This window comes from Paraburkholderia xenovorans LB400, assembly GCF_000013645.1.
GTDB classification, from domain to species: Bacteria; Pseudomonadota; Gammaproteobacteria; order Burkholderiales; family Burkholderiaceae; genus Paraburkholderia; species Paraburkholderia xenovorans.
Genome location: NC_007953.1, coordinates 1,376,830 through 1,399,534, shown reverse-complemented (window position 1 = coordinate 1,399,534; position 22,705 = coordinate 1,376,830). Strand labels below are relative to the sequence as shown.

Sequence of the window (22,705 nt, the reverse complement as noted above, 5' to 3'; positions counted from 1 at the left end):
AGGCCATTTAGAAACATGTGTTTTCTGATTTAAATTCCTGAAACACGTGTTTCACCGTCTTCACTGGTACGGATCATGCATTACATCCTGCATCGTCCACCTGCCTACGGGAGTTTTCAAAGATGTCGAAGCGCCGCTTCTCCAGCCTTGCCCTTGCCGCGTTGTTGCCGTTCGCCGCGTTGATCAACACCGTCGCCGCCAGCGCCGATACGCTCGACGACATCAAGAGCCGCGGCACGATGACAGTCGGCATCGATCCAACATTCGCGCCATACGAGTACACCGATGCAAACAACAACATTGTCGGCTTCGATCCCGCGATTCTCGCGGCTGTTGCGAAGCACCTGGGCGTGAAGATCGAATATCAGCGTCTCGCGTTCAGCGGCATCATCCCCGGCCTGCTCGCGCATTCGTTCGATATCGAAGGTTCCGCGTTGAACGTGACTGCTGAACGTGCGAAGCGTCTCGCCTACGTGGTCCCGACCAGCAAGACCGTCAACGGCGCACTCGTCCGCGCCGATTTCAAAAAGATTCCGGCGAAGGCCACGATCGAATCGCTGGCCGGCCTGACCGCGGCGGTCAAGAGCGCCAGCGCGCCCGAGCAGATTCTCAAACAGTTCAACGAAACGCTGAAGGCCAAGGGCCTCGCGCCGATCACGCTGATCAGCGTGGATAGCGTGGACCAGACGGTCGCCGCCTTGCTGACGCGCCGCGCCGATTTCGTGTTTGACGATATCACGGTGCTGGCCGGCGTGATCAAGCAGAACCCGAGCAAACTCAAGTCGACCGGTGAACTCGGCCCGTCGCAATGGATCGCGCTGGCGACTCGGCCGGACGACACGCGTCTGAACAAGGCGATCAGCGACGAGATCATCGCGATGAAGAAATCCGGCGAACTCGCCCGCCTGCAAAAAGCCAGCCTCGGCGTGAGCTTCGATACGCCGACGTCCGACTTCATTCCCCAGCAGTAACGCCAGCAGGCCGAATCAAATGACAGATCCAGTTCAGACTCTCACCGTCAAGGCAGGGCACGGCCGCACTTTCGAAGTGAAGGCCGGTCAACGATTGACGATCATCGATGTGGCAGGGCAGCAAGCCGCCGACTTCGTGGCAATCGTCGCCTCGAACCATACGGAGAAGCTGTCGCCGACACATACGCGCCGACAGCTTCGCACGTTGTTTTTCAATGTCGGCGACGCGCTGTATTCGTCGTTGGGACGGCCGTTGTTGCGGGTCGTCGAGGACACCGTCGGCGTTCACGACGCCAATGTGCCCGCGTGCGACGACACGCGCTTTACGGTCGACTTCAACGTGACCGGGCATCGCAACTGCCTCGACAACATGCACGCGGGTCTCGCGCTGTACGGACTGTCGTCGTTCGATGTGCCCGAGCCGTTCAATCTGTTCCAGAACGGTCCGGTCACCGCCGACTGCCGGATGCAGGTCACCGACCCCACCAGCAAGGCGGGCGACTACATCACCTTTGATGTGCTCGAAGACCTGGTGTGCGCAGTGTCATCGTGTCCGCAGGACATCATTCCCGGCAATGGCCTGAAGGTCACCGACATCGCCATTTCCATCCTGCCCGCGACATTCGTCGCCGCCTGAACGGACTCAATCATGCTGCTTCTCAAAGAACCGCCCGCGCGCGCCGCGCTGCCGCCGCAAATCATCGCCGTGCCAGCCGGCGAAAGCCGCGCCATCGAAGTTAAAGCAGGCCAGATTCTTCGCATCGAGGCCAGGCAACCCGGTGCCGTTGCCTCGATGTTCGCCTTCAGCCGGATTAACGACGACGTCTATATGTCGGTTCATCACACACGCGTTTTCAGCAATTCCTATGTGTTGCAGGCAGGCATGCGAATTGTCAGCAACCGTCGCCGCGCGCTGATGGTCCTCGGCAAGGACACGAGCGGCAAGCACGACTTGTTGCTGCCTGCCTCCACGACCCCCTATCTTGCCGAACACGGTTACGCCGGCCAAACCGGTTGCGTCGAATCGGTTGGCGCGGTGATTGCCACGCTCGGCCTCAAGCCGCCGAAAGTCCCCGATCCGATCAACCTGTTCATGCACGTCGCACTGCATCGCGATGGCTGTATCGAACCGCTGCCGAACACCACACGGGCTGGCGATTTCATCGCCTGCCGCGTCGTCACGGACATGGTATTCATCGTGTCGGCGTGTTGCACAGGCATTGCGGGAAACGATACTCCCGGTGCGCTCGAACTGTCGACCGCAGAAGAACTCGACGAACTCTGATTCCGGGGAAATGCCGCAATGGGCTTCGACCCACAAGTGATCCACAGCCTGTCGACCTTAATCGACGGCTGGTTGCTGACCGTGGAACTGACGCTGCTCGGCGCGATCGGCAGCGTCGTGTCCGGCCATCTCGCATTGGCGCTGCAACTGACGCGTTGTGCGCCGTTGCGCTGGTTTGCGCGGCTCTACATCAGTTTCATGCGAGGCACGCCGGCGCTCGTGCAACTGTTCATGCTGTTCTTCACACTACCGTTGATTGGGCTGGGCGGTCGGCCGATGCTGGCGGCAGCGCTGACTCTGGGCCTGAACAGCGGCGCCTACACGGCGGAAATCCTGCGCGGCAACTTGCGGGTCGTGACGACCGGTCAGTATGACGCCGCGATCGCGCTCGGCATGTCGCCAAGCCGTATTGCGCTACGCATTGCGTTGCCGCAGATGCTCAAAGCGAGCCTGCCCGCACTCATCAACGAATTCACGATTCTGCTGAAGACCACGCCGCTCGCGTCGGTCGTTGCCGTCACCGAACTGACGTATGCGGGGCAGATCGTGATCGCTCGCACCTATACATCGACGCAAGTGATGCTGTTGGTCAGCGTCGGCTACCTGGCAGTCGCGCTGCCGGTCATCTACGCCGCACGACGTATGCAGCGCAAGCCGCGCGAAGCGCATGCTCCACGCATCGCAACCGGAGGCAATCGATGACGTTCGACCTCGGGGTTCTGTCGGGCTACTGGCCCGAACTCGTCCAGGGGCTGGGGGGCACGATCTGGCTCTGTGCGGCTGGCGCGGTCATGTCGGGCGTACTCGGCGTGTTGTTGACGATCGGTCAACGTCGTGGCGCAGTGTGGCTGGTCGCAATGATTCGCGGCTACACCGCCTTGACGCTCGGTTTGCCTTTACTCGTATTGCTATATGTGACGTTCTTCGTGCTGCCGGAGTTCGGCGTGCTGCTGCCGGCTCCGCTGATCGGCACCGTGACGCTCGCGTTCTACTACGGTCCATACGTCGCCGAGGTAATTCAGGCCGCCATCGCTGCCGTGCCTGCCGGCACGATCGAAGCGGGTGTGGCCATAGGCATGTCGCCGGCGCGAATCGCGCGACGCATCATCGCCCCACAGGCGATGCCTCTGTTGCTACCCACGCTGACCGGCCTGTCGATCGGTCTGGTCAAGGATTCAGCGCTGCTCTCCATGATCTCGGTGCACGAGTTCATGTTTGCCGCGAAGGCCGTCGTGTCCGAGACTTACGCGCCACTGGAAGTCTATTTCGTCGTCGCGCTGGTTTACTGGGCTGCGACGTCTGTCATCCATCTGTCGACCCGTCATTGGGAGCGCCGTCTTGGCCGTGCCCAACGGGTCGCCTTGCCCCGGTGAATTACATGAACCCGTCCGGCAACACGACGCCCATTGCACTGAAGGCCAGCGCCATCATCAAGTCGTTTGGTCAGAATCGCATTCTCGACGGCGTCGACCTGAGCGTCGCGCGCGGCGAAACGGTCTGCGTACTCGGCCCTTCCGGGTCCGGCAAATCGACTCTGTTGCGCTGCCTCAACTGGCTTTCTCCGCCCGATGATGGGGCGATCTGGATCGGCGACGAGCGTATTGGCATGCGCGAAAACGCGAACGGCTCGATCAGCCCGCGTCCCGACCGCGAAATACGCACGCAGCGCAGCCGGATAGGAATGGTGTTTCAGAGCTTCAACTTGTGGCCGCACATGACAGTGCTCGAAAACGTGATGGAGGGCCTTTTGTCGGTCAAGCGGATGAGCCGCCTTGCCGCGAGCGATCTTGCGGTAGAGGCGCTGCGCCAGGTTGGTTTGAGCGGCAAGCACACGGCGATGCCGGCGAACCTGTCGGGCGGACAGCAGCAACGCGTGGGCATCGCACGCACGCTGGCGATGACGCCGGAAGTGATCCTCTTCGACGAGCCGACCAGCGCGCTCGATCCGGAACTGGTCGGGGAAGTGCTCGGCGTGATGCGCGGTCTCGCCGCAAAGGACACGACGATGATCGTCGTCACGCACGAGATCGGCTTCGCCCGCGATGTTGCCGACCACGTGATCTTCATGGACGGCGGACGCATCGTCGAACAGGGGCCGTCCAAAACGGTGCTGGATACGCCATCGTCGCCCCGTCTCCAGCAATTCCTTTACCGCTTCAACCCGGAAACCAAATGATCATGAGCTACACGAATCAACCCACGTCGACTGTTCCCGCCGGCCACGGCAAAGCCGTCCGGCTGAAAGCAGGTGAGGCCGTACGCGTCATCAATACACATGGCACCCAGGTGGTGGATTGCTGGGCCTGGAATGCGTACGACCTGAACGAATACATGTGCATGGAAACCACGCGAGTGTGGAACCAGCGGCTCAACCCGGTGGTCGGCGACAGCTTCGTGACCAATCAGCGTCATCCGGTGCTGACCGTCGTCGAGGATACAACGCCGGGTGTCCACGACACTTTTATGGCGGCCTGCGATCGCAAGCGCTACGAACTCCTGGGCGTGCGTGGCTATCATCGCAACTGTTGCGACAACATGTTCGAAGGCATGTTCGAACTCGGCGTCACACCGCCTCGCCAAAATCTTGCGTCGTTCAACATCTTCATGAACATCCGCGTGCAGCCCGACGGCATCACACTGCATACGTTACCCACGGTGACGAAGCCCGGCGAGTTCATCACATTGCGTGCGGAAATGGATTGTTTCGTCGCGTTCTCAGCCTGCCCGCAGGACATTGTCAAGATCCAGGGGCAGGGCGACAACACGCCGAAGCCCGTGGACATTGTCGTGCTCGACGATTTCGAGTCGGATCTGCAGGGCACGCACTCGTGGGTTCCGCTCGCCTGAGCGTCCCCGTTCATCAACCGATCATCTGGCTCAACGATACATGGCTCTACCCAGTCCCGATCCCGGCGCTCCTGCCTTTACGCGCACCGGCATCAACCTCGCGGACCCGCGCCTCGGTGCCGAGGCCGTGCTCACCAGCGACGACTTCTTTGCGCCGATGGCGCGCATGCTCGATCCCAATCCGGCCGTTTTCATCGCTGGCAAATACGACGACAACGGTAAATGGATGGACGGTTGGGAATCGCGCCGCAAGCGCGTGGCGGGCCACGATTTCTGTATCGTTAAGTTGGGCGTGGCAGGCGAACTGATGGGCGTCGATATCGACACCAGTTATTTCACCGGCAACTTTCCGCCGGCCGCGTCGATCGACGCTTGCCGTTGCGACGACGATATTCCGGGCGCCCATTCGCCATGGACTGAAGTGCTGCCGGCGACCGCACTAAACGGCAATGCGCATCACTATCGCGCAATCGACGCAGCCACCCGCGACATCTATACGCACGTGCGCCTGAACATCTATCCAGATGGCGGTGTCGCCCGCTTGCGCGTGTACGGCCGTCCTCGCCGGGACTTGTCGCCAGGCGTCGAACTCGATCTCGCGTCCGCTACGAACGGTGCGCGAATCGTCGCCGCGAACAATGAGCATTACGGGGCTGCTTCGAACCTGCTGTTGCCAACGCGTGCCGCCAACATGGGCGAAGGCTGGGAGACCCGCCGGCGCCGCGAACCAGGCTGCGACTGGTGCATCATCGAGTTGGCGACGCCCGGCGAAATAAGTCAGATCAGCGTCGACACCGCGCATTTCAAGGGGAATTTTGCAGACCGCTGCTCGCTACAAGGCGCGTGGGTCAGGGCCGGAACGGACGAGTCCCTGATCACGCAATCGATTTTCTGGCCGGTGTTGCTTGACGAGCAAAAGCTGGAGATGGGCAGAGTTCATACCTTTGTGCCGACCCAGAGCATGCCTGTTACACATGTGCGCTTCAATATATTGCCGGATGGTGGCGTCTCGCGGCTGAGACTAATCGGCCGGACCTCGACTTGTTCCAAAGCAAGCCTTCAACCCGATTAATCCATAGTCGACTCGAGACAACTCACGACTCATGCTTTGCGATCAAGTGGCCGCTTTACCTTTTTGAGCGGACACGGCTTGCGGTCGTTGACGATCGACCGTTGTGGGTCGACTATAGAGGTTCGGGCTAGCCGTCTGCCGCGGCTGGCACCGCTGACCTTGTACTTTCGGAGTCGGCCAACAACTGCCGCTCGCTGTCGAGATGAAGATGCCATTCAGACGGCCGCTTTGCTTTGATATTGGCCGCTGGTGACGACCGGTGACTGGGACCGGGAATCGAGAAATCGGCAACGGCTTCGTGTCCACGCTTGACGCCGTTTGCACCGACTTGCAATAGACGAAGCAATTCCAGGCGACATATGTTGATCGTTCGACCCTGCTACGTATGACGCCGTGCGTGCGGCGAATTCCTGAAGGCGAGCGATAGCCCCACGCATCACGCGTCACGCGCCCACGCAGCACGATAGTTTCGCTGGGTATTGGTGCCCGCGCAGGCGCACGTGTCGTGTGAGTAGCGCGGTTGCGGGAGTTATTGCTTCCGCTGGACACCGTCAGTGCGGCCCGGAAAAGTTATACGGCCGGGACTGATCGCCTGACGCCGTATAAATTAGCCATGTGCCTCGAGCGTTCCTGAACGAGAGACGACAACGCCATGGCGGCGCTGGAAAGATTATCGTCGCTGCGAGTCACGAGGCACAGGTCCCGCTCGATGAGCGGGTCCTGCAATACCACAAAACGTGTCATGGAAGAGAGCAGGCAGTGTGCCGCCAAGGCGGGCAGAATGGCGACACCCACGCCCTGTTTCACCAAGGCTTCCTGCGTGCCCATGCTTGAGACTTCATAGAACGGCGAAAGTACGCTGGCGGGCATCTCATTGTGCCAACGGAGAAAGGTCGTGTTGCCGCTAAGACTGTTGTAGTCGACTATGTTCCGGTCGGCCACGTCACGCCAGCGGGCCTGCTCCCCCTTGCCCGCCAACTTGTCTTGCGCGTGCAGAAACATTCCGTAGGCATCCCTCACGAGTGGAGTGAACGTCAGGCCCGGCGTGTCGGACCAGTGCGACGTGATGCCAAAGTCCACGGTCCCCGATGACACTGCGTCGATAATCTGGCGATACCAGCCATCCTGCAACTGCACGCGAATCGATGGATAGAGCTTCGCAAATGCCGCAACGGCAGGGGCGGCCAGATACTCCATAGCGGATAAGGCCGAATAGACGCGCACCACTCCCTTTTCCAGAGTTCCATAGCGGCGCATATCGTCGACGAGACCATCGAAGTCTCCGACCAGTCGCCGCGCCCTCGGCAACAGATCTGTACCTGCGGCAGTCAGTTCGACGTGCCTGCTATTCCTGCTGAATAACCTCACCCCCAGGGAATTCTCCAGTTGCGCTATCAGCGCCGTGACCGATGACTGCGTCAAGTGGAGGATGTCGGCCGCCCGGGTGAAGCTGCCCATCTGGGCCACCGCGAGGAACGCTCTCATGTGCTTGAGGGATACAACCGTACTCATTGGGCTTTCCGATTGATCGATTCAAAAATTTCGTTTTTTTGATTGACGTCAAGCTTATAGCATTCGCTTGGTCCTGGCATCCCCATTTTCAAAAGTCGGGCCGCAAGTGGTCGTCCCGACGGATCTATGCAACTACACGGATGAAATCAAATGAGTACGCAAGCACGCAGCCCCGTTTACGTTTTCGTCAGCGATGGCTATCAGGAAATGGAGTTCTGGTACCCATTGCTGCGCCTACGAGAGGACGACGTTCCGGTCGAAGTTGTGGGGGAGGACGTGGATCGCACTTACCACAGCCGTTTGCGCTATCCGGTCCTTCCCGAGCGTGCGTTGTCGGATGCGGCGGTTGACGGTTGTTCAGCCATCCTCCTCACCGGTGGCAAGTTGGCGGCGCACAACCATGGGCCGGTTCTGGCGTGGGTCAAGGCAGCTATGGGTGCCGGCAAGACGATCGGCATCACCTCGGGGGCGAGCTGGATTCTGGAAGCAGTCGACATCGCGTCGTCGGGTGGGCCGGAAAGCGGTGTGCGCGTGCTTGCCGGCGGCAAAGTCGTTGCAGCGGGAAGCGCTGAAGATCTGCCGCAGTTCTATCAACGTTTCTCTAGCCTCGCATTCGAGTAACTCTCCTTTTCTAATGAGATAACACCATGGCAATCGTCCGCACCGTGCTTGGCGACATTACTCCCGATCAAGCTGGCAGCACTCTGACTCACGAACACATCCGCTACGCCTACCCGGGGTGCGAGCTTGATCACCGCTGTGTATGGGACTTTGATTTTGTCGCCGAGGATGTCGGCAAGCAGTTCGAGGAAATGCGTGAAGGGTGTGGGATTAAGACCGTCGTCGAGTTGACCCCGCCAGAGATTGGCCGGCACCCCGAACTGTTTGCACAAATTGCCCGCCGAAGCGGCATGAATATCGTTGCGACAACCGGCTTTTTCCCTGAGGCTAACGCGATGGGCATCCCGTTCCACTGGCGACGTCAGCGCAAGGAAGACGTCGTTAACATGCTCATCAGGGACCTGACCGAAGGCATGATTTACGATGGGCAGAAGACGCCTTATCGTGCAGGTATCCTGAAAGCCGCGACCGGGTCGCTAACCGCGAAGACGCGTACGCCGGTCAACGAGAAGGGACGTCGCATCGGAAATGTCGAAACCCACGTCATTTCCGCAATAGCTGCCGCGCAGCGCGAAGTGGGGTGCGCGATCAATACGCATACGCAGCCGCTTGACTATGCGGTGTGCAACCCTGGCATCGAACTTCTCGACGAGTTGGAGGAAGGAGGCGCGGATCCGACCAAGGTGATCATCGGTCATGCTTTCGTCCACCCCAACATCGATCAGCTCAAGGCGATATGCGAGCGCGGCGCCAGCGTCCAGGTGGATCACATCGGTATTCCCTGGCAGAACGACAGCCGCGCACAACTGGACGAGCTGATTGCGGTGGCCATGTGCCAACTGGCAGACCTCGGCCATCTCGACAAGTTGGTTGTCTCATACGACAAGTTTTTCAGCCATGCGCGAGGTCCGGTGACGGAAGAAGAGCCCGAGCAGTTGAATGAACTGGTCCCTAACGACTACATCATGACGGAGTTCGCTCCGCGTCTGGAGCGCAAAGGCTTTGGGGCAAGAGAGCTGCATCAGGTTATGGTCGAAAACCCCAAGCGTCTGCTTGCTTTTTGAGTTTTTGAACGAGGTGAATGAAAATGGACATCGCAAAAGCACAGGTAGCTGTTCTCGTCGAGCATCTGTATCAGGAGCTCGAACTGTGGCATCCGGTTCTGCGCCTACGCGAGGCCGGCGCTAATGTCTTGCTGGTGGGGCCTGATACCAGACTGGTCTATTCAAGCAAGCTCGGATATCCAGCACGCCCCGATCTATCGATCGACGATGTCAAGGCCGAGGATTTCGACGCGGTCGTGATACCTGGCGGATTTGCGCCGGAAGGCATGAGGCGGCACCCCGCAATGATCGAATTCGTTCGGGAGATGGACGCGCAAGGCCGTCTGATTGCCGCAATCTGTCACGCGGGTCTGGTGCTCGCGTCGGCCCAGATTGCTCGCAATCGTAAGCTGACGTGCGTGTCGCTCGTGAAGGACGACGTCATCAACGCGGGGGCCAATTACGTGAACGAGGGTCTTGTCATCGACCACAACATCATCACGTCCCAGTTGCCCAGTGATCTGCCGGTGTTCGGCAAAGCCATTGTCGATTACCTGTCCAGTAACGACGTCGAGCCGGGCGCTGCCCGCCGGCTCGCGCCAGCCGACGGACGAAAGCCGTCTCCGGTGGCCTACCTCGAGCCGGTCGAGCTGATCATGGGGCCGCGCGGGCGGGCGTCGGCAAACTACACGACGCTTGCAATCGCCGCCTCCGGCGCATCAGCTTAACGCTCCTACAGCCCATGAACACATCGTCAACCTCCCATTCACTACCCGCCATGCAGTCGGAGGCGGAGCAGCCCGGTTCGGAAGAGCCGGCCGTGGTCAAAGACCGGCCATCGCCCGTTCGTCTGGGCGCATGTGCGTGCGTGGCGCTACTGATGATCGGGCTTGGCTGGTCGTTCGTAGCCAATCCGCGAATTCACTGGACTGTCGTCGGAGACTATCTATTCAGCAGGGATATCCTGGAGGGTGTGCTGATGACGATAGTCCTGACGGTGTATGCGATGGCGACCGGTGTTTTCATCGGCATCGCGCTGGCGCTGATGCGGCTGTCCGATGACTGGTTCCTGAGCGGCTTCGCCCGCTCGTATGTCACGGTCATGCGAGGCATTCCGGCGCTCGTGCAGCTTATCTTCTGGTACAACCTGTCGGCCATTTTTCCACACATCGGGTTCTCCCTGCCTGGGCTCGGATCCATGTTCGTGGATGCCAATAAGGCGATTACTCCCATGACGGCGGCCGTTCTTGGTCTGGGTCTGTGCGAGGGGGCGTACATGGCTGAAATCGTACGCAGCGGCATCCTTGGGATCGATGCCGGTCAGCGGGAGGCGGCGCTCGCGGTAGGTCTGAGCCGGGCTCAAGCAATGCTTAAGGTGATCCTGCCTCAGGCACTTCGCATCATCGTTCCACCGACCGGCAACCAGGTGATTGGCATGATGAAGCTGACGTCGCTGGCCAGCGTGATCTCCTTCACCGAACTGTTGACGTCTGCCCAACTCATCTTCAATCGCACGTTCGAGGTAATTCCTCTGCTGATCGTCGCATCGCTGTGGTACCTGGCTCTGTCACTCGTGCTGAGTATCGGACAGCGATATCTGGAACAGCGATTCGGCCGCTACAAGAGAAGAACCATGCAGTGAAAATCCATTGAAGCAGATTCTTTCAAGTGAGACCTGGCTATGAACAAATATGTCTGCATGGTGTTTGCTCGCAGTAAGAAGCACGTGGTATCGGCCGTGATCGTGGCGACGATTATGGCGGTGTCGGCAGCACCAGCGATGGCGGCACCTGACGCTGCCGCCCGGGGTTTATTGCCCGCCAGTGTGCGCGACGCTGGCGCCCTTACTGTGGGCATGCCGCTCGACTATGAGCCTTACAACTTCATGGGCGCGGATGGCAAGGCGCAGGGGTTAGACGTCGATATCTTCAATGGGATTGCCGAGACCCTGGGATTGAAGCCGCAAATAAACCGTATGGGATTTGCATCGATCATTCCCGCGGTCTCCGGTGCGCGTATCCAGGTTGGCATGTCGGGGATCGGAATTCTGCCGGCACGGCTGAAGGTAGTGTCGTTTGTCCGCTATTCGGTGGCAACCAACGGGCTCGTTGTGGCAAGCGGCAACCCGGCGAAGATCAACACCCACGACGCATGCGGCCATACGATCGCTCTTGAAAAGGGAACGTCTCCGGAACTGTATTGGGAAACTGCCGCCAACGACTGCACGAAGCAGGGAAAGCCCAAAATGAATTTGCTGGTGCTGGACGGCGAGGGTCCCCAGATGCTGGCGATACAGTCGGGACGCGCGGAGGCCGCCGGCGTCGGCTATGCGACTGCCGTGGTTGTCGCCCAGCATTCGGGAGGCAAACTCAGCGTAGCTGAAGGAGGCGCGGCTCCAGGGGGCGAGCTGGATTGCGGGGTGGCAATCAGCAAGGACGACCCTCAGCTTGGCAATGCCATCGCGGCAGCATTGAAGGTGATGGTCGCCAACGGTAGTTATGACGCAATTTTCAGAAAATGGGGGCTTTCCGCGCTGCGCAGTACTCCATCCTTCGTGGCGGAGGCGCAGTGAATATCGCCTCGTCTCAATCTACCGCGGGCGCGAGCATGGGACTACCCATGGTCCGGGCGCACCGACTGCGCAAATGGTACGGGAATGTCGAGGTGCTTAAGGACGTGAGTCTTGACGTCGCCGCGGGTAAGGTCGTCTGTCTGATTGGGCCCTCAGGCGCGGGAAAGTCTACCCTGTTGCGGTGCCTGAATCACCTCGAAGTACCGGATTCCGGACACGTATCGATTGGCGGTGAGATGATCGGCTTCCGTCTGGCCGGCTCAACGCTTCGTCACGCTCCGGAACGCGAGATCTGCGCAATGCGCAGCGACGTGGGCATGGTCTTTCAGGGGTTCAATCTCTTCGAACATCTGACCGCCGCTGAGAACATCATGCTCGCCCCGGTCATGGTCAGGAAGGTCAGGCGAGCAGTCGCGCGCGAAAGGGCACAGCGCCTGCTCGGTCGAGTCGGTCTTGGCTCCAAGGCTGATCGTTATCCGAAGCAGCTCTCCGGCGGCGAGCAGCAGCGCGTAGCGATTGCGCGAGCGCTGGCCATGGACCCGAAGGTCATGCTGTTTGATGAGGCGACCTCGGCGTTGGATCCGGAACGGGTGGGCGAAGTCCTGGCCGTCATGCGTGAGCTTGCCCGAGACGGCATGACCATGATCTGTGTGACGCATGAAATGAGTTTCGCCCGGGAAGTGTCCGACGAAGTGATTTTCATGGCCGACGGGCGAATCGTGGAGCAAGGGCCACCGGAAGGCTTGCTCTCAAATCCGCGCGAATGCCGAACCCGCGAATTTCTTTCCCGTCACCTTTAATCCCTTCGTACCGGTCACTAACAGCCCATAGCGTAAAGACATTATGAAAAACCATTCCGAAGCCATGATGGCGTTGGTGGAAAAAGCTGGCGCCAACGACAATATTGATTATATCGACCCGCATTTTCCCGATAGGCCACTCAGGCTGTGGGCCGCTCGTCCGAAGGACTGGCATCCAGGGATGCCCGTGATCTTTGCATTTCACGGGGCGGCTCGCAATGCGGATATCTACCGCGACTACTGGTTGCCCGTGATCGACGAGACGGCAGCGCTGGTAATCGCCCCTGAATACCGGCAGGAATATTTCCCGGGATTGCGCTGGTTCAATTTCGGCAACTTGCTGGACGACGACGGCAACGCGCTTCCGCGCAGCGAGAGTACGTATGCCATCATCCCCCGCCTTTTTTCAGCGTTGCGCGAAGCAGGTGTCACGACCCGACCGACCTGCGCCATGTTTGGACATTCCGCCGGTAGTCAGTATGTGCAGCGTTCGCTGTCTGCGGGTTTCACCGCTCATATAGGCGCTGCTATAGCTGCCAATGCGGGCACGTATGGCGTGGCGGATCTATCGGTGCGTTATCCATATGGCCTCGCAGGGATAGGGGTGGACGAGCCAGCCTTGCTTGATCTGCTCGCGTTCCCACTCGTTGTGATGGCGGGCACGCTGGACATTGACTACGACGATCCAAGCTTTCCGAAGGAGGCCGAGGCGATGGTCCAGGGACGGACCCGATACGAGCGCGCTCACCGATACTTCGACAGCGCCAGAAAGGCGGCTGACGAGCGTCACGCCCGTTTTGGATGGTCCATGATCGACGTCGTCGGCGTGGGTCACGAAGGCGGCAAGATCACGGCAGCTGCTTCGGAAATCTTTAAGAAAGGCTTCTGACGTACCGATGCACGCTGCTGCGGGGACGCAGCGGCACGGTGGTCGCGTCCGGCGGGGTGATCTGTATCAGTGCTTTTTTGATGTGGGTGTTTCGCTATTCTATTAACCTAGGAATACTAATGAAAAAGAAAATATTCGTGACTCTCGCAGCAAATTCCCTGGGTATGGTGATGCTGACCAGTCTGCCTGGAGTTGCATGGGCGCAGTCTTCGGTCACGCTCTACGGCATCGTCGACGGCGGCGTTGAGTATCTGTCGGGATTGGCTCACGGCAGTCTCGTGCATACCGAATCCGGCTACGCATTGCCGACGCGCTGGGGAATGAAGGGCGTCGAGGATCTAGGCGGAGGAACGAAGGCGTTCTTCCGGCTTGAATCCGGAGCCAGTCTGATGACCGGAAAAATAGGCAATGGCAGTTTCTTTGGCCGTGTGGCGGTGGTGGGGTTTAGCAACGACGCGTGGGGCCAGTTCAGGATGGGTAACTTCGGCATTACGGAACTCGCGCAGGACGCCGCCTTCCTGGCCGATCCTCAATGGGAGTTGCCCTATGCAATCGAGACACTGGTTCGGGGACGCAACTGGTCGCAGGCAGGGAATGGCCTTGAGTACACGTCGCCCACCATTCACGGTTTTACGCTGAAGGGACAATACGATCTCGGCAATAGCACACACTGGAACGAAGGCGCCAGCGGTCCAAACCAGATGGGTGAATTTACCCAGGGGCGTTCGGATGGCATCCAGCTGAGCTATGAGCAGGGCCCGGCGTATCTGACGGTTGCCTACGACGAAATCCGGGACGGCAACGGCCTCTTCGATAACGTCTACCTGAATTCCAGGTCGTTGATGGCAGCGGGGACCTACCAGTTGGGTGCGGTGAAGCTCTACGCGGGATACCAGCATTTGAGCGCTCCGGATTCGACGAGTGCCTCGGTCTTCGGTTCGGGCGTCAATCCGGTGCTGCCATCTGGCGCAACGGTGCCGACCAGCGCGGAGCAGGAATGGTTGGGCGCGCAATGGCAGGTCGATCCAGCGAACTCGCTGACAGCGGGGATTTATCACGCCAATGCGAATCACGGTAACGGCAATGCCACGCTATACACGCTCGGGGCAACGCATAATCTCAGCAAGGCGACGTTCCTGTACGCTGAGGCAGGCTATGTCAGCAACAGCAAAACGTCGAACATTGGCCTTGGCGACGGATTCACCGATCCGTATGGACCTAACGGCAACGACGATCCGGCAAGCGGCGGATCCAGCACAGCGCCGAATTATGGGCGGGGTCAGCAAGGTGTGTTCGCGGGCATTGTCCATAAGTTCTGAGCAGGTCAACTCGCGTCAGCGCAGGGGCGGCGAACGGTTCGCCGGCCTTGCGCCTGACGATGTCGGTCAACAGCCGATACTCACGCAATCAAGGAAATTATGACCAGCCGGACGCGCACTCAAGAAGGCCAGCAAACCATTGGCCTGCCGTGGATCGAGGACCTCGTTTCGATCAATACCGTAAGCCGGAATCCGAACCTTGAACTCATCGAACTTGTTCGGGACAGGCTGCTGCGACAAGGCATCAAATCGATCCTGACGCGGGACAAGCGCGACGGATGGTCGAACCTGTTCGCCACCATTCCGTCGCATGATGGACGTGATAACGGTGGTGTAGTGCTGTCCGGTCATACCGACGTGGTGCCTGTGGACGGTCAGCACTGGACCTCGGATCCATTTCGGCCCGTCGTTCGCGATGGACGACTCTATGGGCGCGGAACGTGCGACATGAAAGGGTTTATTGGCACTGTACTGGCGTTGGTGCCGGAAATGCTATCAGCCAAACTGAAACGGCCCGTTCATATTGCGCTGTCGTTCGACGAAGAGGTTGGCTGTCTCGGCGTGCCACTGTTGATTGCGGACATGCGCGAGCGAGGCATCAATCCCGAGGCGTGCATCGTCGGGGAGCCGACGAGCATGCAGCCTGTCGTGGGCCACAAGGGGATCAACACTTTTCGCTGTTGCGTGCGCGGGGTGGCGGCTCACTCTTCCCTGACGCCCAATGGCGTCAACGCAATTGAATATGCTGCGCGCCTTATATGCCACATACGCGATGTGGCCGATCGATTCCGTCGTACAGGACCTTTCGATGATGCGTACGATGTGCCGTTCTCGACTGCGCAAACTAGCACGATCAATGGAGGTAACGCCATTAATACGGTTCCCGCGCAATGTGACTTCGAACTCGAATTCCGTAATCTGATGTTAATGGAGCCCATCGCGATATTCCGCGAGATTGAGGAATACGTCCGTCTGTCGTTGTTACCCGAAATGCAGGCTCAGAACAGCGCAGCGTCGATCGAATTCATGCCAATCGCCTCGTCGCCGGGCCTTGAGGCGGCCGAGGAGGCCGCCATAACACAACTGGTTCGCGCGCTGACCGGGGGGCAGAAAAAAAGAAAGGTTGCTTACGGAACCGAAGCCGGCCTGTTTTCGCAGGCAGGGATCCCGAGCATCGTGTGTGGACCGGGAGATATTCGGCAAGCGCACCGCGCAGACGAATACGTTTCGCTTGAGCAATTGAGCGCGTGTGAAGCGTTCCTCAGAAAATTGATCCGAAGTATGGAATCGTTGTAATCCATCGCAACGCAACGCGATTCATTACTCGCTGCATGCACACGACGCACTTGCAATTGACCTGGTGGACGGCAAGATCGTGCGCGAGTGCACCGGTTATTCGGCCGCTCGCCTGATACCGCCACGGTCAAGGACTTGCACGATGCGCCGCACGAAAGCATCGTTGATCTATCGGCGCACAAAGGACCTGCGCATGATTCGATTGCTCTAGGGCCATACGAAGCTCGGGAGCAGGCGATCGGCCGGGTTTGACATGGTCTCGGCCAACAAGAGCCCTTGACGAAGGATCGGGAAACGGCCGCAATGAGTTTGATCGCGGTCATTCGGGGATTATTAAGGATTTCGGGGCGAACCGCTTTCGCATCGAGGTTTCGTCAACGCGTACATGTCGGGGGAATGCATGCACAGCTAGATCGGGTGGGACTTCGGCTCGACTTACTCGCCCATAGACAGCCCGTTCGAAAAGCCGTTGCGCCGTTTTGTGAATAAGCGCACATCGTGCCTGTTCCGCGACTCGGGCTCGACCGCAAGCGATCTCAAGAGCATGTGAACGTTGAACTGTCCAAGTCTGCCAAGGGCGTCAACTGATCCGCCTGAATCTTTTTCGACCATAAACCATTTCATGAGCGTCGTCGACGTACCGATACTTATCGCGTCCGTGGAATTACAGGCTACGCAGGACTTACCCTAAAAGATGGCAAACCTCTTGACATCATGAAATTGACCTCATAAATTCGCTTCAACTGAGTCGCCGTGTTTTCCGGCGGCTCCACGGCAACGATGCCGTGCTACATATGGACGGCTATGCAGCCTCCGAACTTGCGTTCAACGCCGGTTCGGAGGCTTTTTGTTTTGGGAGACGAAAACCGATGTTGCAGCACTACCCCGCAGAACATGAATTCAATGGTCCTGTCATCGCGTGCATCCAGATGGAGCCGCATGTCGGAGCGAAGCGCGATAACGTGACACGATCGATCCGACACATTGAAACCGCCGCTAAAAACGGTGCATCACTAGTGATTCTGCCCGAGTTGGCTAACACCGGTTACGTCTTTGTGGACCGCGACGAGGCGTTCTCTCTGGCGGAAGAACTGCCCGATGGGCAGACCGCTCGTATCTTTGCCGAAATGGCGCGACGCCTTGGCATTCATATCGTTGCCGGAATCGCCGAGCGAGCCGGGACGCGTCTATACAACTCGGCCATCTTCACCGGCCCGTCAGGTCACATCGGCGTTTACCGCAAGCTACATCTTTGGAACAACGAACGGCTCTTCTTCGAGCCGGGCGACTTTGGGATCCCGGTCTTCGATACTTCCGTCGGGCGAATTGCGATCGTGATCTGCTATGACGGCTGGTTCCCCGAAACATATCGACTCGCGGCGATGCAAGGCGCGGACATCGTATGCGTCCCGACGAACTGGGTGCCGATGTCATCGCAGCCAGATGATCGTCCAGCGATGGCAACGACTCTCACCATGGCTGCTGCGCACAGCAACGGTATGGCGATCGCGTGTGCAAACCGGATCGGGACAGAACGTGGGCAACCGTTCATCGGCCAGAGCGTCATCGTCGGAGGCGATGGATGGCCCATTACAGGGCCGGCCAGCGGCGACCGTGAAGAAATCCTCTACGCGTCAATCGATCTGAAGCGCACTCGTTCCAGTCGCGCGCTCAATGCCCTCAATCACGTGCTGCACGACCGGCGTGCTGACGTATACGACCCGATGCTTGGCACTGGCTGGCCGTCTTCTCATTCGTGAGATGCCTGCCCGCGCCCGCACGCTTTTCATAATCCGCCACACGACCACTACGAAGGAAATGCCATGAGACCGTTGAAGAAACAACTCCTTGTCGCCGCCATCGCGGCGATCACCGGTGTCAGCGCCTGCACGACTGTGCTTGCCGCTGATCCGATCAGGATCGGTGTTGCAGTCGGATTGTCCGGCGCCAACAGCGTTGTAGCGCCAGCCGTAGTTCAGTCTTCGCAGCTTGCGGTCGAACAGATTAACGCTTCTGGCGGCATCCTGGGACGTCAGGTCAAACTCGAAATCACGGACGACGCGTCTGGCGCAGTTGGAGCGCAGAAGGCCTACGACTCACTGGTCTTCCAGAAGAACGTCGACGCCATCATCTCAATGGAAACCAGTGCGGCCCGCAACGCGGCTCTGCCCATAGTGGCCCGTGGTAAAAAGCCGCTCATCTACACGTCGTTCTATGAAGGGAAATCATGCAGCCCGTGGATGTATATCAATGGCTGGGTGCCAGACCAGCAGGTTGCGCCGGTCGTTGACTATTTCCAGAAAACCGCGGGCGCAAAGAGTTTCTACCTGGTTGGAAACGACTACGCGTTTGGTCGTGGGATGCTCGATTTCACAGCAAAATACATCGTACTGCACGGTGGAAAGGTTGTCGGCGAGGAATACCTACCGATTGACGGCACGGACTGGACACCGGTCCTGGCCAGGATCCGTGCAGCCCGTCCCGATGCGCTGATCAGCGCGACGGCCGGCGGTGCACCCAACGTCGCCCTCGCGAAACAACTGAAGGCCTCGGGGTTGACGCTTCCGTACGGTAACCTGGCCATCGACGAAGGCACCGCGAAGGGCATGGGTGACGTCGCAACGGGGATCTATCTGTCCGGCTCCTATCTGACGAGTATCAACACGCCTGAGAACCAGAAGTTTCTTGGGGAAATGCAGAAGCGCTTCGGCAAGGACATAAAGACGCCGAACGAACTGTCGGAGCCGCAATACGAGGCGTTCTTCCTGTACAAGGCCGCGGTCGAGAAAGCAGGTTCTACGGATCCAGAGAAGGTAATCAAGGCACTGGGTCAGGTCTCGTTTGACGGACCACGCGGCCCGGTTCAGATGGACAAGAGCCGACATACGCCTCTGGCGATGCGTCTGGGCCAGATTCAGGCAGACGGTTCTGTGAAGATTCTGCAAACTTTCCCTGACGTGGACCCGGGCGAACAGTGCCCGAACATCAAGTAGGCGCTGTCACGGATACGGCATCCGCCTGGTCGACCCTCATAGGGGATGAGCAGGCGGATGTGACTGGAGAGGACAATGGTTCTGGCACTGGATATTTTCACCACGGCGGCGATGCTGTTCATCGTTACCGCCGGGTTGATGGTGATTTTCGGCGTGATGAAAATCGTCAATTTTGCTCATGGCGCGTTGCTGACGATGGGGGCCTACGCGAGCTTCGTGGTCACACAGTTGAAGCTCAATCCGTGGCTCAGCGTGCCGCTGGCGATTGTGGTCGGCACCGCTGTCGGCATGCTTGTCGAGTTGGTAATAGTGCGGCCCCTCTATAAGCGACCGCTGGACGCGATCCTTGCCACCTGGGGTCTGGGAGTCGTCATCGGCCAGCTCATCGTGATGGTCTTTGGTCGCGAAGTCCAATTCGTGGAAACGCCGCTAAAAGGCGCACTTTCCATCGCGGGGACAAGCTACTCCGGTTATCGGTTATTGCTGATTCCGATTGCGGTCGGACTTTGCGCTCTCATGACCGCCCTGCTCACGGGAACGCGATTCGGCGTCAAGACTCGTGCGGTGATCATGAATGAAGATCTGGCTCGAGGACTCGGCATTCATTCAGGCCGCATCCGCTTTATCACGTTTAGCCTCGGCGCCGCACTGGGTTCCCTGGCGGGCACGCTAATCACGCCATTATCAAGTGTCGATCCCGACATGGGACTGTCGTGGCTGGTCAGCGCCTTCATGCTGGTTATGGTTTCGGGTGACTCGATGGTCAGTCTGCTGGTCACTTGCGTCGTATTCGGAGCTTGTCAGGTGCTGGTCAGCACGTTCGTCAGTCCGGTACTGGGCGGATTGACCATCGCCGTTCTCGCTGCGTTCACTCTGCGCATTCGTCCGAAGGGGTTCTCCCATGGCTAAGGTCAACGCGTCGCCAAACTGTGTCGGCGACGAATCTGCACAAGATCACGCCCGCGTCAGCGAACAGCGAAAGATCCACGGGCGCGGGTGGATCATGGTTGCCGGGTTCGCCGCTGCGCTGCTAGCCGCAGGTCCGTTTGTTTTCGGTTCGTATCTGCTGAACATCCTGATTCAGGCGTTCTTCTTCTCGATCGTCGCTGTGACAGTGGACGTCCTTTGGGGATACACCGGATATCTGACGTTCGGGCAATCGGCGTTCTTTGGTCTTGGTGCCTACGCGGCGGGTCTGGTTTTCACGCACGGCGGATTTTCGGCCGGTTACGTCGTGGTGGCGCTTGGGGCAGCTATCGTGGTGACAGGGGCGGTAGGTGGGCTGCTTGGCTGGCTATCCTTCTACCGAGGCGCGTCACCCTTTTTTGCGATAGTGATGTCACTCGTGCTGCCGATCGTCCTCAGCCAATTGCTGCTGTCCGGTGGGCAATGGACGGGTTCGAGTTCCGGACTGACCGGCTATCCGACGTTCGATCTTTCTCTCCAGGCCTGGTACTGGATTGCCGGAGTGACCTTGCTGGTGGTCGCAACGCTGGCGTGGCTGTTCGTGCGCAGTGACGGCGGCCGCGTACTGGCGGCCATTCGTGACAACGAATCGCGCGGTTCATACCTTGGTATCAACACGTCGCTTGTCAAAATTATCCTGCTTGCCGCGACTGCGGTAATCGCCGGCCTTGCAGGGTTCGGCTACGGATCGTTTAGCGGTGTGGTTGCACCTGAGTTGACCGGGTTTGTCCTTGGCACCCAACTGATCATCTGGGTCGCGCTTGGTGGGCGGGGAACGCTGTGGGGGCCGGTTATCGGTGCGCTTCTGATCAACGTGGGAACTGCCTACCTCAGCAGCAGCATGCCATTTGCGTGGCAACTCATTCTCGGCGCCGCGTTTGTAATAGTGATCGTATTGGTGCCGCAAGGGCTGGTGCCGTTGCTACTGAAGCCGTTCCGCCGCCTGGCTGGCAACGATGCTGAGCCTGAACTGGTCGAACGGGCCGTCCGGGTCCGCGACAAACAGCTAGCGTCCGACCCTGCATTGCAAATGCGCGGTGTTGCTAAACATTTCGGCAGTCTCAAGGTGCTGCAAGGTATCGATCTGAACGCTAGCGGTGGCGAACTGGTTGGTCTTATCGGTCCGAACGGCGCTGGCAAGACGACGCTCATGCGTTGCATGAGCGACGGTGCGGAGCGCTCTGCCGGTACGGTTATCCTGTGTGGTAACCCTATCCGCCAGCTACCGCCGGACCGGGGTGTGCGTTTCGGGTTAGGGCGCAAGTTCCAGAACGCAAACATTTTTGAAACCCTCACCGTGGCGGAATGTTTGCGAATCGCGGGGACGATCATCGAGCGACCTTCGCTCTTCCAACGCTCGAAGATCCTTGCGTTGCCACCATACGCCATGGAGGTTGTCCGTACCACCGGCCTTGATCGGAAGCTGAGTGCGGTAGCAAGGGATCTCTCACATGGGGAACAGCAGGCGTTGGAACTGGCCATGGTGCTTGCGCTGGAGCCGAGGATCGTTTTGCTCGATGAGCCGACGGCAGGATTGACCAAAACCGAGCGTACACAAATCGGCAACGTGCTGGCCGCACTGGCTCACCAGTATCAGCTCTGTTGTCTGCTGGTGGAACATGATCTCGACTTCGTCGCCGAAATAGCTACCCGCATCGTAGTCCTGCATCAGGGACGTATTGTGATGGACGGGAGCTTTGATGACGTCGTCAATTCGGAGCTGGTCAGAACGATCTACGCCGGAACCGCGCAGGCCGGTGCGCCCGACGGGACCACTTCACATCGGGAGGCTTCATGAACCAGATCGCGTTGGACCTGCAGGACGTCACCAGCGGATACAAAGCGTCGGTTGTGCTTCGCAAACTGTCGATGACCGTCGCAAACGGCGAGGCCGTCGCGGTGCTTGGCAAGAACGGCATGGGCAAGACCACGTTGCTGAAGACAATCATGGGCTATCTGCCAAAGAAGGGCGGTGCGATCCATGTACACGGAAGAGACATCACGCGTCTGCCGCCGCATCAGATCGCGCGGGCAGGCATTGCCTATGCCCCTCAGGAACATGCGCTGTTTCAGGATCTCAGCATCCGTGACAACCTGCGTCTGGGGCTTTCCAATGTATCCGTGTTCGAGGAACGCTTTGCCGGGATCGAACCGGTTTTCCCCGTCTTCAAAAGCCGTCTGCGCCAGTATGCCGGTACGCTTTCGGGTGGGGAACAGAAGATGCTGCTGGTAGCCCGTGCGCTCATGACACGCCCCTCGATCATCCTGCTCGATGAAATCACGGAAGGCTTGCAGCCGTCGGTGATTGATCGCCTCGCCGACGCGCTGCTATGGGAGCGCAAGCAGCACGGCACCACTCTTCTGTTAATCGAGCAGAACGTTCCGTTCGCGCTGAAGGTCGCAGACCGGTATGCGGTGCTCAAGCAAGGCGAGGTCATCGAGCACGGCAATGCGAAGGACGAAACGGCGGAGACATCGATCTTCGAACATCTGCTTGTCTGACTTTCACGATATGCGAG

23 protein-coding genes and 1 pseudogene are annotated in these 22,705 nt (G+C 59.1%); 23 read left to right on the top strand and 1 reads right to left on the bottom strand.

Annotated elements, in window-relative coordinates; translation table 11 throughout:
• The first annotated feature begins 122 nt into the window (after positions 1–122).
• The 8 genes from BXE_RS42930 to alc are packed head-to-tail and all read left to right on the top strand — an operon-like array spanning position 123 to position 6,175.
• Positions 123–971 carry a transporter substrate-binding domain-containing protein gene (locus BXE_RS42930; protein WP_011494413.1) on the top strand — a complete coding sequence of 283 codons (849 nt, stop codon included), beginning with the start codon at positions 123–125 and terminating at the stop codon, positions 969–971.
• A 19-nt stretch (positions 972–990) separates the two neighbouring features.
• Positions 991–1,608, top strand: coding sequence for a DUF1989 domain-containing protein (locus BXE_RS42925; protein WP_011494412.1), 618 nt, complete (start codon positions 991–993; stop codon positions 1,606–1,608).
• A 12-nt stretch (positions 1,609–1,620) separates the two neighbouring features.
• Positions 1,621–2,256, top strand: a complete 636-nt coding sequence (locus BXE_RS42920) for an urea carboxylase-associated family protein (protein WP_011494411.1) — start codon at positions 1,621–1,623, stop codon at positions 2,254–2,256.
• A gap of 18 nt (positions 2,257–2,274) precedes the next feature.
• Positions 2,275–2,958, top strand: coding sequence for an amino acid ABC transporter permease (locus tag BXE_RS42915; RefSeq protein ID WP_011494410.1), 684 nt, complete (start codon positions 2,275–2,277; stop codon positions 2,956–2,958).
• Entirely contained in the window at positions 2,955–3,629 is a 675-nt protein-coding gene (locus BXE_RS42910) for an amino acid ABC transporter permease (protein ID WP_011494409.1), read from the top strand. The genes BXE_RS42915 and BXE_RS42910 overlap by 4 nt, the downstream gene beginning before the upstream one ends.
• A 5-nt stretch (positions 3,630–3,634) precedes the next feature.
• The gene (locus BXE_RS42905) at positions 3,635–4,432 is read left to right on the top strand and encodes an amino acid ABC transporter ATP-binding protein (protein ID WP_011494408.1); all 798 of its coding nucleotides are present in this window, start codon (positions 3,635–3,637) and stop codon (positions 4,430–4,432) included.
• 2 nt (positions 4,433–4,434) lie between these two features.
• Positions 4,435–5,103, top strand: coding sequence for a DUF1989 domain-containing protein (locus BXE_RS42900; RefSeq protein ID WP_148223132.1), 669 nt, complete (start codon positions 4,435–4,437; stop codon positions 5,101–5,103).
• Positions 5,104–5,143: 40 nt separating this feature from the next.
• Positions 5,144–6,175 (top strand): allantoicase, encoded by a 1,032-nt coding sequence (gene alc, locus BXE_RS42895; RefSeq protein WP_011494406.1) that lies wholly within the window; start codon positions 5,144–5,146, stop codon positions 6,173–6,175.
• 570 nt (positions 6,176–6,745) lie between these two features.
• Here alc and BXE_RS42890 read toward each other — a convergent pair.
• Positions 6,746–7,687: a LysR family transcriptional regulator gene (locus BXE_RS42890; protein ID WP_011494404.1), complete on the bottom strand. Its 942-nt coding sequence runs from the start codon at positions 7,685–7,687 to the stop codon at positions 6,746–6,748.
• 150 nt (positions 7,688–7,837) lie between these two features.
• On the opposite strand from BXE_RS42890, the gene BXE_RS43635 reads away from it, so the two are divergent.
• The 15 genes and pseudogenes from BXE_RS43635 to BXE_RS42820 all read left to right on the top strand — a co-directional run bounded on the left by BXE_RS43635 (position 7,838) and on the right by BXE_RS42820 (position 22,688).
• Positions 7,838–8,308: a DJ-1/PfpI family protein gene (locus tag BXE_RS43635; protein WP_011494403.1), complete on the top strand. Its 471-nt coding sequence runs from the start codon at positions 7,838–7,840 to the stop codon at positions 8,306–8,308.
• A 26-nt stretch (positions 8,309–8,334) separates the two neighbouring features.
• A complete protein-coding gene (locus tag BXE_RS42880; protein ID WP_011494402.1) occupies positions 8,335–9,372 on the top strand; it encodes a phosphotriesterase-related protein in 1,038 nt (345 codons plus the stop codon).
• Between the two features lie 23 nt (positions 9,373–9,395).
• A complete protein-coding gene (locus tag BXE_RS42875; protein ID WP_011494401.1) occupies positions 9,396–10,079 on the top strand; it encodes a type 1 glutamine amidotransferase domain-containing protein in 684 nt (227 codons plus the stop codon).
• A gap of 14 nt (positions 10,080–10,093) precedes the next feature.
• A complete protein-coding gene (locus tag BXE_RS42870; protein ID WP_011494400.1) occupies positions 10,094–10,993 on the top strand; it encodes an amino acid ABC transporter permease in 900 nt (299 codons plus the stop codon).
• A 39-nt stretch (positions 10,994–11,032) separates the two neighbouring features.
• Positions 11,033–11,923 (top strand): ABC transporter substrate-binding protein, encoded by an 891-nt coding sequence (locus BXE_RS42865; RefSeq protein ID WP_011494399.1) that lies wholly within the window; start codon positions 11,033–11,035, stop codon positions 11,921–11,923.
• 35 nt (positions 11,924–11,958) lie between these two features.
• Positions 11,959–12,723, top strand: coding sequence for an amino acid ABC transporter ATP-binding protein (locus BXE_RS42860; protein ID WP_040123814.1), 765 nt, complete (start codon positions 11,959–11,961; stop codon positions 12,721–12,723).
• A 43-nt stretch (positions 12,724–12,766) separates the two neighbouring features.
• Complete coding sequence (locus tag BXE_RS42855; protein ID WP_011494397.1) at positions 12,767–13,612, top strand: hypothetical protein; 846 nt, start codon at positions 12,767–12,769, stop codon at positions 13,610–13,612.
• A gap of 119 nt (positions 13,613–13,731) precedes the next feature.
• Entirely contained in the window at positions 13,732–14,931 is a 1,200-nt protein-coding gene (locus tag BXE_RS42850; protein ID WP_011494396.1) for a porin, read from the top strand.
• Positions 14,932–15,030: 99 nt separating this feature from the next.
• Positions 15,031–16,227, top strand: a complete 1,197-nt coding sequence (gene argE / locus BXE_RS42845; RefSeq protein WP_011494395.1) for an acetylornithine deacetylase — start codon at positions 15,031–15,033, stop codon at positions 16,225–16,227.
• A gap of 133 nt (positions 16,228–16,360) precedes the next feature.
• Positions 16,361–16,438, top strand: a pseudogene (locus BXE_RS47760) (integrase); the annotation flags it as partial.
• Between the two features lie 658 nt (positions 16,439–17,096).
• Positions 17,097–17,987 carry a nitrilase family protein gene (locus tag BXE_RS42840; protein WP_011494394.1) on the top strand — a complete coding sequence of 297 codons (891 nt, stop codon included), beginning with the start codon at positions 17,097–17,099 and terminating at the stop codon, positions 17,985–17,987.
• Positions 17,988–18,050: 63 nt separating this feature from the next.
• Positions 18,051–19,220, top strand: a complete 1,170-nt coding sequence (locus tag BXE_RS42835; protein ID WP_011494393.1) for a substrate-binding protein — start codon at positions 18,051–18,053, stop codon at positions 19,218–19,220.
• Positions 19,221–19,295: 75 nt separating this feature from the next.
• Positions 19,296–20,129: a branched-chain amino acid ABC transporter permease gene (locus tag BXE_RS42830; RefSeq protein WP_011494392.1), complete on the top strand. Its 834-nt coding sequence runs from the start codon at positions 19,296–19,298 to the stop codon at positions 20,127–20,129.
• Positions 20,130–20,223: 94 nt separating this feature from the next.
• Entirely contained in the window at positions 20,224–21,984 is a 1,761-nt protein-coding gene (locus tag BXE_RS42825; protein ID WP_407668657.1) for an ABC transporter permease subunit, read from the top strand.
• Positions 21,981–22,688 carry a branched-chain amino acid ABC transporter ATP-binding protein gene (locus BXE_RS42820; protein ID WP_011494390.1) on the top strand — a complete coding sequence of 236 codons (708 nt, stop codon included), beginning with the start codon at positions 21,981–21,983 and terminating at the stop codon, positions 22,686–22,688. Before BXE_RS42825 ends, BXE_RS42820 begins: the two co-directional genes overlap by 4 nt.
• Positions 22,689–22,705: the final 17 nt, after the last annotated feature.

What these genes read in the sequence shown, in the direction of transcription:
- BXE_RS42930 (WP_011494413.1), top strand. Translation starts at nt 123, where the DNA reads ATGTCGAAGCGCCGCTTCTCCAGCCTTGCCCTTGCCGCGTTGTTGCCG.
- BXE_RS42925 (WP_011494412.1), top strand. Translation starts at nt 991, where the DNA reads ATGACAGATCCAGTTCAGACTCTCACCGTCAAGGCAGGGCACGGCCGC.
- BXE_RS42920 (WP_011494411.1), top strand. Translation starts at nt 1,621, where the DNA reads ATGCTGCTTCTCAAAGAACCGCCCGCGCGCGCCGCGCTGCCGCCGCAA.
- BXE_RS42915 (WP_011494410.1), top strand. Translation starts at nt 2,275, where the DNA reads ATGGGCTTCGACCCACAAGTGATCCACAGCCTGTCGACCTTAATCGAC.
- BXE_RS42910 (WP_011494409.1), top strand. Translation starts at nt 2,955, where the DNA reads ATGACGTTCGACCTCGGGGTTCTGTCGGGCTACTGGCCCGAACTCGTC.
- BXE_RS42905 (WP_011494408.1), top strand. Translation starts at nt 3,635, where the DNA reads ATGAACCCGTCCGGCAACACGACGCCCATTGCACTGAAGGCCAGCGCC.
- BXE_RS42900 (WP_148223132.1), top strand. Translation starts at nt 4,435, where the DNA reads ATGAGCTACACGAATCAACCCACGTCGACTGTTCCCGCCGGCCACGGC.
- alc (WP_011494406.1), top strand. Translation starts at nt 5,144, where the DNA reads ATGGCTCTACCCAGTCCCGATCCCGGCGCTCCTGCCTTTACGCGCACC.
- BXE_RS42890 (WP_011494404.1), bottom strand. Translation starts at nt 7,687, where the DNA reads ATGAGTACGGTTGTATCCCTCAAGCACATGAGAGCGTTCCTCGCGGTG.
- BXE_RS43635 (WP_011494403.1), top strand. Translation starts at nt 7,838, where the DNA reads ATGAGTACGCAAGCACGCAGCCCCGTTTACGTTTTCGTCAGCGATGGC.
- BXE_RS42880 (WP_011494402.1), top strand. Translation starts at nt 8,335, where the DNA reads ATGGCAATCGTCCGCACCGTGCTTGGCGACATTACTCCCGATCAAGCT.
- BXE_RS42875 (WP_011494401.1), top strand. Translation starts at nt 9,396, where the DNA reads ATGGACATCGCAAAAGCACAGGTAGCTGTTCTCGTCGAGCATCTGTAT.
- BXE_RS42870 (WP_011494400.1), top strand. Translation starts at nt 10,094, where the DNA reads ATGAACACATCGTCAACCTCCCATTCACTACCCGCCATGCAGTCGGAG.
- BXE_RS42865 (WP_011494399.1), top strand. Translation starts at nt 11,033, where the DNA reads ATGAACAAATATGTCTGCATGGTGTTTGCTCGCAGTAAGAAGCACGTG.
- BXE_RS42860 (WP_040123814.1), top strand. Translation starts at nt 11,959, where the DNA reads ATGGGACTACCCATGGTCCGGGCGCACCGACTGCGCAAATGGTACGGG.
- BXE_RS42855 (WP_011494397.1), top strand. Translation starts at nt 12,767, where the DNA reads ATGAAAAACCATTCCGAAGCCATGATGGCGTTGGTGGAAAAAGCTGGC.
- BXE_RS42850 (WP_011494396.1), top strand. Translation starts at nt 13,732, where the DNA reads ATGAAAAAGAAAATATTCGTGACTCTCGCAGCAAATTCCCTGGGTATG.
- argE (WP_011494395.1), top strand. Translation starts at nt 15,031, where the DNA reads ATGACCAGCCGGACGCGCACTCAAGAAGGCCAGCAAACCATTGGCCTG.
- BXE_RS42840 (WP_011494394.1), top strand. Translation starts at nt 17,097, where the DNA reads ATGTTGCAGCACTACCCCGCAGAACATGAATTCAATGGTCCTGTCATC.
- BXE_RS42835 (WP_011494393.1), top strand. Translation starts at nt 18,051, where the DNA reads ATGAGACCGTTGAAGAAACAACTCCTTGTCGCCGCCATCGCGGCGATC.
- BXE_RS42830 (WP_011494392.1), top strand. Translation starts at nt 19,296, where the DNA reads ATGGTTCTGGCACTGGATATTTTCACCACGGCGGCGATGCTGTTCATC.
- BXE_RS42825 (WP_407668657.1), top strand. Translation starts at nt 20,224, where the DNA reads ATGGTTGCCGGGTTCGCCGCTGCGCTGCTAGCCGCAGGTCCGTTTGTT.
- BXE_RS42820 (WP_011494390.1), top strand. Translation starts at nt 21,981, where the DNA reads ATGAACCAGATCGCGTTGGACCTGCAGGACGTCACCAGCGGATACAAA.